This window comes from Deinococcus sonorensis KR-87, from assembly GCF_040256395.1.
GTDB classification, from domain to species: Bacteria; Deinococcota; Deinococci; order Deinococcales; family Deinococcaceae; genus Deinococcus; species Deinococcus sonorensis.
The window spans coordinates 1,542,044-1,554,219 of sequence record NZ_CP158299.1 but is presented as its reverse complement, the minus strand read 5'-3'; the positions used below and the strand labels follow the sequence as shown (position 1 = coordinate 1,554,219).

Genomic DNA, 12,176 nt, shown 5'->3' with positions numbered 1-12,176 from the left:
CAGCGCGGGCCAGCGGACATCCGCTGGCCCGCGCTTGTACGCTGCCCAGACCCGCAGCGCCTAGCGGCTGTCGGTGCTTTCCGCCCGCGCCGAGGTGCCTGCCTTCGGCACGAACACCAGGGCGTTGGGCACGGTCCGGCTCCAGACAGTGTTGAGGTAGCCGCCGGCATGCAGGTAGCCGCCCGTCACGAAAACGGTGGCGCTGCTGCCACTGTCGAGCCGCATGGCGCTGCTCACGCCGGCCCCGGCCAGCGCGCGGGCAAAAGCGTCCGGGGAGCCGTTGTCCAGGTAGGCGATGCCCGGCCGCCCGCCCATCTGAATGAACGCCACCTGACGGGTGGCCCGCCAGATGCTGCCGGAGGTGTCAAACCCTTCACGCGCCGCATCCAGCACCACCCGCCCGCCCGACACCAGCAGCGGCCCGGCTGCCAGCGCCTCGCGCACGTCGTCCCAGCCGCTGGCCTGCCAGTTGAGGGCCGCGTTCAGCGGGCTCCCCGGCAGCAGGTTCAGCTGCGGATAGCGCCCCGGATCGAAGGTCACGGCGAACTCGCCGGTGACCGGCACCACGCGTCCACTCTGCACTCGGCTGACCACGCCGCCGCTCAGGATCAGGGTGCTCAGGCCATCGGCACCGACCGCGGTGCGTCCGTCACCCACGAACGCTGTGACCCACAGCGGGTTGGCCCGGGCCCCCACGCTGTTGACCGTCAGGGCCAGGCCCGGCGCGCTGAGCAGGTAGCGCGGGCGAGGATAGCCGAGCCGCGCGGCTCCCTGCACGTCAAAGCCCACCGTGGCGCGCTTCTCCAGGCTGGGGCTCACCATCAGGCCGCCCAGCGCCACCAGATCCACCGGCAGGCTGCTGGCCGGATCGAAGTAGCCGCCGTTCACGCCCGCCACGCCGCCCACCGAGCGCACCAGATCGGCCACCCCGCTGGTGCGGCCCAGCGGCGCCGTCACCACCTTCGGCTGATAACGGTCGTCGAAGGTCAGCAGGGTCAGGCCGCCCTGCCGGCGCAGCGTCACGCCGACCGGCAGGGCGTCCTGCTGCACCGGCGGCGGCACCTGCGGGTTGAGGTTGGTGGTGGTGTCGATCACGATGCGGTAGGGGTCCGACAGCGTGAAGATCTCGCTCACGCCGCCGCCGGTGTCCAGCCGCACCGACCCGCCCTGCGCCCCCAGCGTGACGCCCAGGCTGTCGCCACTCGCCAGCGTCTGGGTCTGCGGGCTGACCGACACGCCCGGCAGCGTCAGGGTCAGGCCGCTGCGGTCACGCGTCACGGTGTAGGGGACCTGGGCGGTGAAGTCCAGCACCACCCGCTGCACCTCGATGTTGCGGTCGAGGCTACGGCTGCTGCGCACCGAACTCAGGCTGGCCAGCGGGGTGAATCCCGGCTGTGACGGCGGCGCGGCCACCGGCACCGAGGGAGTCACCGGCACTGAGGGGGTGACCGGAACCGGCACAACCACCGCTGGCGCTGGAATGACCGGCGCGGGCACCGAGGGCACCGAAGGAGTGGACACGGCGGGTGGAGGCGTGGAGGGCACCGTGGCCACCGGCGGCGTGCCGGCAAAGTCCAGCACGTCCGGGGTATCGGCCAGGGTGGGCAGGCCCAGCGCCCGCAGCACCTCCAGGCCCACGTGGACGCTGCTGTTGTAGACCTCCGGCGCCGGCAGTGGCCCGCTGAGTGTCAGGCCCTGGGCGCTCCAGCCGGTTGCCTGCACGTACGTCAGGCTCCGGTCGCCGTAGCTGAGCCGCAGGTCCAGCGGACTGCTGCTCACCTGCACGTTCAGACGCGACAGGAACCACAGCGGCAGCCCTTCGGCCGCGTGCTGCAGCGGCTTGGTCTCGATGCGCGGGCTGGTCACGACGCCGCCGATCGCCACGGGCCGGGCCTGGGCCAGCCCCAGCGCGGCGCTCAGCAGGAGGGCCAGACGCAGCACAGGCCGCTTCACGGCTGTCTCCTGTTCTGAAGGCACAGCGACGGACGACACAGCGGCACACCACAGCGGGGAGAACAGATCACGGGGGCAAGTGTAGCGGCGGCCTGCCAGACGCGTATGAGCGGACCGGTCAGAAACCGGACATTTGGACTGCCTCCCCCAGTTGGGGTCCTAAAAATGGCAACGCTAAAGGCGCGGGCGTGAAGTATCCGTCACGTGATGCACAGGGGGGGCACATATAATGAAGGTGTCATGATCGAACCCTCTCTAGCCCTTTACGGCGAAACCTTTGAACGCGTCGAGCAGCATCTGGAAGAGCTGCTCGAGGCGACGGGCGTCCGCTACTGCCTGCTGGTCGACCGCAAAGGCTTTGTGCTGTCGCACAAGGAAGCGCTCTGGGCCCCCCGCCCCCCCGCCCTCGACAGCATCGCCACCCTGGTGGCCGGCAACGCCGCCGCCACCGGCGCGCTCGCCAACATGCTCGGTGAAAGCACCTTCAGCGAACAGATTCATCAGGGTGAAAAGGGTGTGCTGTACGTGGAGTCGGTGGGCGAGAACGCGCTGCTGACGCTGATCTTCGATCAGAGCGTACCGCTGGGCCGCGTCAAGGTCTACACCCGCAAGACCATCGCCACGATTGCCGACCTGATCCGGATTCTCCAGGACGCCCCGGCAGTCAACTTCGACCAGGACTTCACGCAGAGCGCCAACGCCCTGCTCGATGACCTGCTGGGCTGAGGGAGGCCAACTCGTGAGCACCATCAACTTTGCCGCCCGCGAAATCAACTGCAAGATCGTGTACTACGGCCCGGGCATGTCCGGCAAGACCACCAACCTCAAGCACGTGTTCGGCAAGATTCCCGGCCACCTGCGCGGCGAGATGGTGTCCCTGGCGACCGAGGACGAGCGCACCCTCTTCTTCGACTTCCTGCCGCTGGACCTGGGCTCGGTGCAGGGCTTCAAGACGCGCTTTCACCTGTACACCGTGCCGGGCCAGGTGTTCTACAACGCCAGCCGCAAGCTGATCCTGCGCGGCGTGGACGGCATCGTGTTCGTGGCCGACAGCGCCCCCAACCGGCTGCGCGCCAACGCCGAGAGCATGCGCAACCTGCGCGAGAACCTGGTGGAGCACGGCCTGGACGTGCGCCAGATTCCGATGATCCTGCAGGTGAACAAGCGCGATCTGCCGGACGCCCTGCCGCTCGCCATGATCCGTGCCGTGGTGGATCCCAAAAATGAGCTGATGATTATCGAAGCCGCCGCCCACGAGGGCCGGGGCGTGTTCGAGACGCTCAAGAGCGTCAGCAAGCTGGTGCTGGAGCGCCTCTCGCAGCCCACCTGAGCGCTGCCGTTCCGGCGGGGACCCTGTGGCTGCGGCTCCAGGGTCCCCGCTCTACACTTTCAGCATGCTCACCCTGTCTGTCCTGAATGACGACTACAGCGTCTGCCAGCTGCCGCCGGACGCGCCCCTCCCCCACTGGGCCACCGCCGGCGACCTGTTCGCCGTGGTCCGCACGCCGCAGGAGTGGTCGGCGGTGTGCCGCTCGGCCCAGGTGCCGCCGGACGTGCGTCAGGACGCCGGCTGGGCGGCCCTGGTGCTGCACGGCCCCTTCGAGTTCACCCTGACCGGCATCCTGGCCAGCGTGCTGAACCCGCTGGCAGAGGCGGGCGTCGGCATCTTCGCGCTCAGCACCTTCGACACCGATTACGTGCTGATCAAGCGGGTAAACCTGGCCCGGACGGTGAGCGCGCTGCGGACCGCAGGCCATACGGTGCAGGAGTAAGGGTGAACGGTGCCCCGGCGCGGTCTGGAAGACCCGGCCGGGGCACCGCGTGGAGCCACCCTCATGGCACGTCATGCTTCCCGCTCCAGACTCCAGCGCTCACCCACCAGCTGAAAGCCGGCCCGCAGGATGTTGCGCTCGCTGGCGCTGCCCGGGGCGGTCAGCACGGCGGCGCTGCGGGCGCCCGCAGCGCGGGCGGCATGCAGCCGGGTCACCAGCAGGGCGGTCTGTGCGCCCCGCCCCCGGGCTTCCGGCCGGGTGGCCGCGCTGTAGAGCAACCCCACCCCACCCAGCACCGACAGGGCGCCCGCCGCCACCGGCTGGCCGTCCAGCTCACAGACGTACAGCTGGGTGTGGGCCCGCAGCGCGGTGCGCTGCATGATCGGCTCGCTGCCGGGGCCAAACCCGGCGATGACCGTGGCCAGGAACGCCTGCGGTGAGGCGAGGCGGACCGGCTGCGCCCGCAAGGGCGGCAGCGAGGTCAGCGGATGGTGGTAGACGTTCAGCGACCGGACCTGTCGGTAGCCGCGCGCCCCCAGCGCCTGCAGCACGTCCGGATGGGCATGCGAGTACACCACCAGCCGCGCCGGCTGCCCCCGTTCCGCATAGAAACGTTCCAGGACCGGAAGCTGGGCCAGGGCGTCGTGCCCGGTCCCGAACCCGATGGCCACGTTCACCGGCAACCCCTCACCGGCATACACCGCCCGCAACGGCGCCAGGTGCAGCGTTTCCCCGCCGTACAGCGTCATGTGTTCGGTCTCGGCCCGCTCGATCTGCAGCATGGCGCAGGATAGGCCGGATCCGCCCCGAACCGCCTCGGGCAGATGGCCTACCCCAACCCTACTCCAGCCGCGCCACGCCGTGCTTGAGGGCGTACAGGGCCGCCTGGGTCCGGCTGTCCACGCCCAGCTTGGACAGCAGCCGGCTGACATGCGTCTTGACCGTCACCTCGCTGATCTCCAGCTGCCGGGCGATGTCGCGGTTGCTGTGTCCCTGGGCGATCAACTGCAGGGTCAGCACCTCGCGCGGGGTGAGGTGCTCGCGCATGTCCGGTGACCGGAACTCCCGGACCAGGCGCCGGGCCGCTTCCGGATGCAGGCGCACCTCGCCGCGCGCCGCCGCGTGGATGGCCTCGCACAGCGTCTCGCTGCTGGCGTCCTTCAGCAGGTAGGAGATGGCTCCGGCCTCAATGGCGCCGTTGACCCGGTGTTCCTCCAGGGCGCTGGTGAGGGCCAGCACCTCGGTCTCGGGCACCGCCGAGCGGATGCGGCGGGTGGCGGCAATCCCGTCCAGCACCGGCATCATCAGGTCCATGATCACCACGTCCGGGCGCAGCAGCTGCGCCTGTTCCCAGGCCTCCTGCCCGTTGGCCGCCTCCCCCACCACCTCCAGGCCCGGGTCGAGGCTCAGGTACATGCGCAGGCCCTGCCGCACCACCGCGTGGTCATCGGCCAGCAGCACCCGGACGGGCGCGCTCACCGGACCACCTCCAGCTGCACCTCGTGCGTGTCGCCCTCCACCCGCAGGTCCAGGCGCGGCGTTCCGGTCAGCTGCGGGGTCTGGAACACCAACACATGACCGTCCTGCTGTACGCTCACCAGCACCATCCCGGCGGGCGGTTGCCTCCGCAGGGCTCTGGAAGCCTCGCTCAGCGGGCCCTCCGGGTACACGCGAGTAAGCCGGAGTGGCGTGGCAGGCGGCACGCGCAGCTGAAGCGGGGTACTGTCCAGCACCACCGTCCCGCTGATCCGGCTGGTCCCAGCGGGCACGGTCAGCTGAAGGTCGCTGCCATACCTGCGGGCCAGCTGGACGCGGGTCGTGCCGCTGGCCGGCAGGGTCAGCCGCACGTCTCCCCGCCGGCCGGTCAGCCGCAGCTGCCGGACGGTCAGCGCCGAGAGGTCCAGGGTCAGGCGGTGACGGCCCTCGCTCAGGTTCAGGTCCAGCGGCACCGTCGCCGGGAGGGTCAGTGCCAGGGCCGGCTGTTTCCAGGGGTCATCGTGGCTGAATGACATGATCGACATGATGGGCGGGTCCGGCTGGTGCGTATGGCTCAGCTCAGCGGTCAGCGTACCGTTTCGCCGGGCAGTCCGAACCGTCAGCCGGTCGGCCTGACTGCCCAGCAGGTGAGCGCTCAGCGCCGACCCGCTGCCGGCCGCGACCGTCAGCGGCGCGTCGGTGACCGCGTTCACGGTCAGCGCGGGGGCGCCCGCGAGCGGCACGGTCCGGACCACGTCCTGCGGCTGCAGGTGCGGGACCTGGGTCGGGGTCAGGGCAAGCCGGCTGCCCAGCAGCGCCAACCACATCAGGACGACGCTGCCCAGCAGGCGCACAACGATCTGGCCGGGACTCGGCTGCGGACGGGTAAAACGGAAGCTGCTGGTCATGCGGTCACTCCTTGATCGTGGTGGGGGCGGGCAGGAATCCGGGCGATGATGCGGGTGCCGAGTCCCGGCGCGCTCTCGATGTTCAACGTCCCGCCGGCCTCGCGGGCCCGCTCCGCCATACTGCGCAGCCCCAGCCGGCCACTCGCCGGCTGCTGCGGATCAAAGCCCTGGCCGTCGTCCTGCACGGTCAGCTCCCAGCCGTCGGCCTGCGGCTGCAGCGAGATGGTCAGCGAGGACATCTCCCCCGCGTGCTTCACGGCATTGTGGGTGGCTTCCTGGGCAATGCGATACAGCACGCCCTTGTCGGCCAGCGTCAGGTCCGGCTCACCCGACACCTGCGCCCGGGCGTTCCGCTGATAGCGCACCTGCAGCATCTCGGCCAGCCGGGTGAGCGCCACGGCCAGGCCCCCCTCATCCAGGGCGTCGGGGCGCAGGGCGAACAGCAGCGCGCGCATCTCGGCGGTGGCGGCGTCGGCCAGCTGCACCGTGTAGTCCAGGCTGGCGGCCGCCTGCTGCGGCTGACCCTCCAGCTGAGCGCGCGCGGTCCGGGCGCCCAGGGCGATGCCGAACAGCGCCTGCGCCACCGAGTCGTGCAGTTCCCGGGCTACCCGCGCCCGTTCCTGCTCGCCGCCCTGCACCTCGGCCCGCCGCAGCAGCGCCTCCGTGTCGAGGGCGCTGGCCGACTGGTCGGCCAGCGCGGCCCACAGCTCCAGTTCGCGGGTGCTGGGCACCTGTTGAGGGGTGTAGAGCACCTGGAGCGCGGCCGCCCCGGACGCCACCCGCAGCGGCACCCGCAGGCTGGCCAGCGTGCCGCCTTCCGGATCGCGGGCCAGGGTGGCGCTGCCGGGGGTGCCCGGCACCTGCGCCCGGCTCAGGAGGTCCGCCGCCACGAACCCGGACTCGGCCAGACGAGCACCGTCCTGGGTCAGCACGGCGCCGCTGGCCCGCGTGGCGCCCAGGCCCTGGGCCAGCAGCGCCATCAGGGTGGCCTTCAGGTCGCCGCCGTAGGCGACGGCCCGCGCCCCCTGGCTGAGCGCCTGCACCTCGCGCCGCGCCTGCGCCTCACCCAGATCGGTGAGCAGCAGCACCGACAGAAAAGCCCAGCCCCGCGCCAGCAGGTTCAGCAGCGCGACGCCCAGCACCAGCGCCGCCAGCCCGAACAGCACCAGACACAGCACCGACGGGGTGCTGAGCAGGTACGCGTGCTGCCCGATCACAACCGGTGTGGTCCGCGCCTCGGAGGAGGCCGGCTGCAGGAACCACAGCACCGGCAGCAGCACCACCGTCACCAGGCCACTCAGCAGCAGGGCCAGCATGGTGCTGCTCAGCACCGTGAACGGCCCCTTCAGCACGAAGTACAGCAGTTCCTTGTAGGTGCCCGGGTCGCTGAGCGTCTGGCCCACCCAGGGCCACAGGCCGCTCGGGCGCACCACCGGCCGGGCCCGCTCCAGGCGGACGCCCAGCAGCGCGGTGCCCAGCGCGCGCTCCACGTCGGCCAGCGGGCGGAGCAGCCAGACCACCCCCAGCAGGATGAACAGGCCCACGCCTATGATCAGCAGCCCCAGGCCCGCCGAGGCGCCGCCCAGCAGCAGTGCCCCGTAGATCGGGACCAGCAGCATGGCCAGCAGGTGGTAGGTGAGCTGGCGGTAGGTCTGCGGGTCCCGCAGTTCGCCGAAGTAGCCGCCGGGCGCGGGACGGAGGGGGGGGTCGGGCCGCAGCGGCGGGTCCATGGTGGTCATCATGCCTCAGACGGTAGCGGCGGACCCGGCACCGGGTCGTCCTCCGAAAGTCGCAGCCGGTGAGGCAAAGCTGTGTAGGCTGGGCCCATGAAAGTCGTGATCAGTGTGGACATGGAGGGCGTGTGCGGGGTCAGCTCGTGGGTGCAGGTCAGCCCACCCGAATTTGGCGGACTGGTCAGCGGCAGCGAGTACGAGCGGGCGCGGCGCCGCATGACCCTGGAAGCCAACGCCGCCGCGCTGGGCGCCTTCGAGGGTGGCGCCACCGACGTGCTGATCGCCGATTCGCACGACACCATGCGCAACCTGATTCCGGAGGACCTCACCCCCCAGGTGCGCTTCATCAGCGGCAATGACCGCCCCCTGAGCATGGTGCAGGGCGTGCAGGAGGAAGGGGTGGCGGCGCTGCTGCTGGTGGGCTACCACGCCCGCGCTGGCACCCCGGGCGCGCCGCTGGCCCACACCTGGAACGGCTTCATCCGCGACGTGCGCGTGAACGGGGTCAGCACCGGCGAGGCCGGACTGAACGCGCTGCTGGCCGGCCATTACGGAGTGCCGGTGGTATTCGTCAGCGGCGACGACGTGGCGGTGGCGCAGGTGCAGGCCGAACTGGGCGACGAGGTGGTGGGCGTGGCGGTCAAGCAGGGGCTGAGCATGTTCAGCGCGGTGCACCTGCACCCGGTCCGCGCCCAGGAACTGATCCGGGAGGGCAGCCGCGCCGCGATGGGGCTGGTGGGCCACGTCCAGCCGTACCGCACTCCGTTCCCGGCCACGGTGCAGCTGGACTTTGACCATCAGGCGCGCGCCGACCAGTGCGAGCGGGTGCCGGGCGTCACGCGGGTGAGCCCGGTGGGCGTGACGTACACCGCCGACAACGCGTTCCTGCTGTTCCAGACGTTCCGGATGCTGGCGAAAGTGGCCGAGGTCCGGCTCAACGGCTGAAGCGGACGGGCCACCCGGAAGCGTCCAGGTGGCCCGTCCGCTCGGCTCCGCTTCAGTCGGTGTAGGCCACGCCCACCACCGGCAGCTGGAAGGTGGTCAGGGCGGTGGTGCCGGAGCGGAGCGTCAGGGTCGCCATGCTGTTGACCGGCAGGGCCGTGTTGGCACGCTCGGTGTCCACCGTGAGCAGCAGCGAGCCGTTCATCACGCTGGTGCCGGTCAGCGTGACCGTTACGCCGTCCGGCAGCCCACTGGCCTGCAGGTTCAGGTTGGACGGCACCACGCCGCCGATGGCGCTGAGCGGCACCCAGATGGTCTGCCAGCTGGCCTCGGTGTACAGCTGCTGGTAGCCGCTGACGCCGTCGCTGCCGGCCGAGACGGCCACCTGGGTCTGGGTGCTGGCGAAGGCGCTGCCGGTCAGGATCAGGGCACTCAGGGCGGTCAGGATGTACTTGTTCATGGGGTCTCCTTGTGAGGCGCGCTGGCCTCGGGTGGTCTCAGGATGCGCTGGACCGGAAAAAGTGGCGTCCGTCTTTAGGTGGAGCTGGAGGGCGGTTCCTCGTGCCTTCAGCGTGCCGCTGCCCTGTTCAGGCTCGCCGCACGGTCGGCCCACGGTCCGCGAAGGAGCGTTCCAGGTTCTGTGAAGACGCCTGTGGCCGCGCCGGGAGCCCAGAACAAAGGCGGCGCCAATGGCGCCGCCTCTCCGCTGCCTGCGGGTTCAGGCCAGCCGCAGCCGGAAGTCGCGCAGCTCGTAGCCCTTGACCGTCTCGTTGCGGCTCACCTGGGGGGGCCGCACCAGCTGCACGTCCAGCATCAGCAGGCGCCGCAGGAACACGTCGCTCTCCCGGATCGCCAGATACGCGCCGGGGCAGCGGTGATGCCCATCTCCGAAGCTCATCACCGGCGGCTGCACCCCCCTGGGCAGCGGGCGCCCCGGGCAGATCTCCAGGGCCGTGTCACCCAGCTCCTGAGGGTCAGTATTGGCCGCCGTCACGTCCAGCTCGATCACGCTGCCCTGCGGAATCGGCACCCCGGCCACCGTCAGGTCGGTGACGGCGCGGCGGTACAGCTGCGCCACCACCGGCTCCAGCCGCAGCAGTTCGTGCAGGATGCGGTGCCGCTCCGCTTCCGGCGCGTGCAGGTACTCGTGCTTCAGTTCCGGGTTGTCCAGGAAGTGCCAGGCGGCCACCTGAATGAACTCGCGGGTGGTGACCATCCCGGCGGTGCCGTAGGTCAGGCACTCGGTCAGGATCTCCAGGTCGCTGTACTGCCGCTGAATCAGGTGGCTGATCAGGTCGTCGCGCGGGCGTCCGGCCGCCACCTCCCGCCGGCGCACCCGGATGGCCGGGGTCACGTCCAGCAGATAGAAGGCCAGCATCTGCCGCTGGCTGGCCAGCTGTCGCAGCGGGCTTTGCGGCTGTGCGGCGCCGGGGGCGCTGTCCATGCCGTTGGAGACAAAGCCCGTCACGCGCCGGGCCAGACCGGGCAGCAGGCTGTCGGTCAGGCCCACCACCCGGGCCGCCACCTCCACGGCCATCTGCAGGCTCAGGTCGTCCAGCCGCGCCTCGCCGCGCGCTGCAAAGTCCGCGATCAGCCGGTCGGCCAGCTGGCCCATCATCTGCTGGTAGCCGGCCACCGCCACCGGGGTGAAGTAGCGGGCGGTCTGGCGGCGCATCTCGTGGTGCTGCTCCCCCTCCATGTACAGCACCGGCATGTGGTGCAGCGCCTGAACCTGCCGCACCTGCTCGGCTCCCAGTCCAGCCTGCTGCACCGCCTCGCTGCGCAGCACCTGACGGGTGGCGTCCAGGCCGTGAATGCGGTAGTAGCCCTGGCTGCCGATCGTGACGGCCGCGTCCGGGCGTGGCGCGTCCGGCTGCACGGTCTTGCTGCCGGTGGAGGCGTGAAACGGGCAGCCAGGAGCGGCCGCGTCTGGAGTCTGGGTCATGGGTGTATCTCCTGGGGGGTGGGAAGCGGATGCTGGGCCACGCGGGCCAGCTGTTCGAGCTGCAACGTCAGCGGGGTCAGGCCGCCCTCCACCGAGGAGAGCGGCACCTCGCACACCTCCTCGACCGTCTGCAGCGCCTGCTGCCACAGCGCGCGCCCGGCCGCCGTCACGCCGAGCTGCTGCCGGCGACCGTCGGCGCGGTCGGTGGCCCGCTCCACGGCGTCCAGCCGGCTGAGGGCATCCAGCGTGCGGGTCACCACGTAGCGCGGCAGGCCCATCTGCAGGGCCAGCTCGCCGGGCGAGCGCACGCCGGACTGCAGGTAACTCAGGGCGATGAAGGCGCGCAGGTCCAGGCCGTGCTCCTGCGACAGCTGCAGTTCGGCGCGTGCGGCCAGCGCCTGCCAGACGTTCCAGTAGGCGGTCAGAAAACGCAGGGAAGGACTGTTCAGATCGGGCGGCACCGGTCCATGATGCCGGATCGGCATGAGGAATCATTGCGAAATGCAACAATCGGGCGGGGGGCTATCATGGGGGGCATGAGCACCGCGCTTCCCCTCAATATCCTGTCCATCCAGTCGTGGGTCAGCTATGGCCACGCCGGGAACGCCGCCGCCGTCTTTCCGCTGCAGCGGCTGGGCTTCGAGGTCTGGGCCATCCAGACGGTGCAGTTCTCGAACCACACCGGCTACGGGGCCTGGACCGGGCAGGTATTTCCGCCCGAGACGGTGGCCGAGCTGGTCAGCGGCATCGAGGCGCGCGGGGTGCTGGGCAGCTGCGCGGCCGTGCTGAGCGGCTACATGGGCAGTGAGGGCACGGTGGCGGCGGTGGTGAGTGCGGCGGCGCGGGTGCGGGCCGCCAACCCGCAGGCGCTGTACTGCTGCGACCCGGTGATGGGCGACGTGGGCCGCGGCATCTTCGTTCGCCCGGAACTGCCGGAGCTGATCCGGGCACAGGCGGTGCCGCAGGCGGACGTGCTGACCCCCAACCAGTTCGAGCTGGAGCTGCTGACCGGGCAGACGGTGCGCACGCTGGCCGACGCGCTGGACGCCGCCAGCATCCTGCGCGCCCGGATGCACAGCGGCGGCCCCCGGCTGGTGCTGGTCACCAGCCTGGTGCGCGAGGACGCCCCTCAGGGCACCATCGAGACGCTGGCCGTGAGTGATGACGGCGCGTGGCTGTGCCGCACCCCGCTGCTGCCGCTGGACCCGCCGCGCAACGGCACCGGCGACGCCATCGCCGCGCTGTTCTTCGGACATTATCTGCAGCGCCGGGACGTGGCGCAGGCGCTCAGCCTGTCCATGAGCGCGCTGTACGCCCTGCTGGAGCGCACCCACCACGCCGGCACCCGTGAGATCCAGCTGATTGCCGCCCAGGACGAGTACCGCGAGCCGAGCCACCTCTTTCCAGCTGAGCGGGTGTAAGCAGCCCCTCCCCACACCCGCCCCGG

13 protein-coding genes are annotated in these 12,176 nt (G+C 70.8%); 5 read left to right on the top strand and 8 right to left on the bottom strand.

Going from position 1 to position 12,176, the window contains the following annotated elements:
* Positions 1-60: 60 nt before the first annotated feature.
* On the bottom strand, positions 61-1,953 hold the full coding sequence (locus ABOD76_RS12885; protein WP_350242365.1) for a phosphodiester glycosidase family protein: 1,893 nt from the start codon (positions 1,951-1,953) through the stop codon (positions 61-63).
* A 240-nt stretch (positions 1,954-2,193) separates the two neighbouring features.
* On the opposite strand from ABOD76_RS12885, the gene ABOD76_RS12880 reads away from it, so the two are divergent.
* The 3 genes from ABOD76_RS12880 to ABOD76_RS12870 all read left to right on the top strand — a co-directional run bounded on the left by ABOD76_RS12880 (position 2,194) and on the right by ABOD76_RS12870 (position 3,725).
* The gene (locus ABOD76_RS12880; RefSeq protein WP_350242364.1) at positions 2,194-2,679 is read left to right on the top strand and encodes a roadblock/LC7 domain-containing protein; all 486 of its coding nucleotides are present in this window, start codon (positions 2,194-2,196) and stop codon (positions 2,677-2,679) included.
* Between the two features lie 13 nt (positions 2,680-2,692).
* Positions 2,693-3,283, top strand: a complete 591-nt coding sequence (locus ABOD76_RS12875; protein ID WP_350242363.1) for a GTP-binding protein — start codon at positions 2,693-2,695, stop codon at positions 3,281-3,283.
* 64 nt (positions 3,284-3,347) lie between these two features.
* Positions 3,348-3,725 (top strand): ACT domain-containing protein, encoded by a 378-nt coding sequence (locus ABOD76_RS12870; protein WP_350242362.1) that lies wholly within the window; start codon positions 3,348-3,350, stop codon positions 3,723-3,725.
* A gap of 71 nt (positions 3,726-3,796) precedes the next feature.
* On the opposite strand, the gene ABOD76_RS12865 is transcribed toward ABOD76_RS12870, so the two are convergent.
* The 4 genes from ABOD76_RS12865 to ABOD76_RS12850 are packed head-to-tail and all read right to left on the bottom strand — an operon-like array spanning position 3,797 to position 7,851.
* The gene (locus ABOD76_RS12865) at positions 3,797-4,507 is read right to left on the bottom strand and encodes a GNAT family N-acetyltransferase (protein ID WP_350242361.1); all 711 of its coding nucleotides are present in this window, start codon (positions 4,505-4,507) and stop codon (positions 3,797-3,799) included.
* A 58-nt stretch (positions 4,508-4,565) separates the two neighbouring features.
* Positions 4,566-5,141 carry a response regulator gene (locus ABOD76_RS12860; RefSeq protein WP_433961778.1) on the bottom strand — a complete coding sequence of 192 codons (576 nt, stop codon included), beginning with the start codon at positions 5,139-5,141 and terminating at the stop codon, positions 4,566-4,568.
* 59 nt (positions 5,142-5,200) lie between these two features.
* Positions 5,201-6,109 (bottom strand): hypothetical protein, encoded by a 909-nt coding sequence (locus ABOD76_RS12855; protein ID WP_350242359.1) that lies wholly within the window; start codon positions 6,107-6,109, stop codon positions 5,201-5,203.
* Complete coding sequence (locus ABOD76_RS12850; RefSeq protein ID WP_350242358.1) at positions 6,106-7,851, bottom strand: sensor histidine kinase; 1,746 nt, start codon at positions 7,849-7,851, stop codon at positions 6,106-6,108. The genes ABOD76_RS12855 and ABOD76_RS12850 overlap by 4 nt, the downstream gene beginning before the upstream one ends.
* An 84-nt stretch (positions 7,852-7,935) precedes the next feature.
* On the opposite strand from ABOD76_RS12850, the gene ABOD76_RS12845 reads away from it, so the two are divergent.
* On the top strand, positions 7,936-8,787 hold the full coding sequence (locus tag ABOD76_RS12845; RefSeq protein ID WP_350242357.1) for a M55 family metallopeptidase: 852 nt from the start codon (positions 7,936-7,938) through the stop codon (positions 8,785-8,787).
* A 52-nt stretch (positions 8,788-8,839) separates the two neighbouring features.
* Here ABOD76_RS12845 and ABOD76_RS12840 read toward each other — a convergent pair whose 3' ends face one another.
* From ABOD76_RS12840 to ABOD76_RS12830, 3 genes are all read right to left on the bottom strand, one after another.
* Positions 8,840-9,244 carry a hypothetical protein gene (locus ABOD76_RS12840; RefSeq protein WP_350242356.1) on the bottom strand — a complete coding sequence of 135 codons (405 nt, stop codon included), beginning with the start codon at positions 9,242-9,244 and terminating at the stop codon, positions 8,840-8,842.
* 258 nt (positions 9,245-9,502) lie between these two features.
* A complete protein-coding gene (locus ABOD76_RS12835; protein ID WP_350242355.1) occupies positions 9,503-10,729 on the bottom strand; it encodes a cytochrome P450 in 1,227 nt (408 codons plus the stop codon).
* On the bottom strand, positions 10,726-11,190 hold the full coding sequence (locus ABOD76_RS12830; RefSeq protein ID WP_350242354.1) for a MarR family winged helix-turn-helix transcriptional regulator: 465 nt from the start codon (positions 11,188-11,190) through the stop codon (positions 10,726-10,728). The genes ABOD76_RS12835 and ABOD76_RS12830 overlap by 4 nt, the downstream gene beginning before the upstream one ends.
* Positions 11,191-11,265: 75 nt before the next feature.
* Here ABOD76_RS12830 and pdxY point away from each other — a divergent pair, with 75 nt between their 5' ends.
* The gene (pdxY, locus tag ABOD76_RS12825; protein ID WP_350242353.1) at positions 11,266-12,150 is read left to right on the top strand and encodes a pyridoxal kinase PdxY; all 885 of its coding nucleotides are present in this window, start codon (positions 11,266-11,268) and stop codon (positions 12,148-12,150) included.
* The last annotated feature ends 26 nt before the right edge of the window (positions 12,151-12,176 follow it).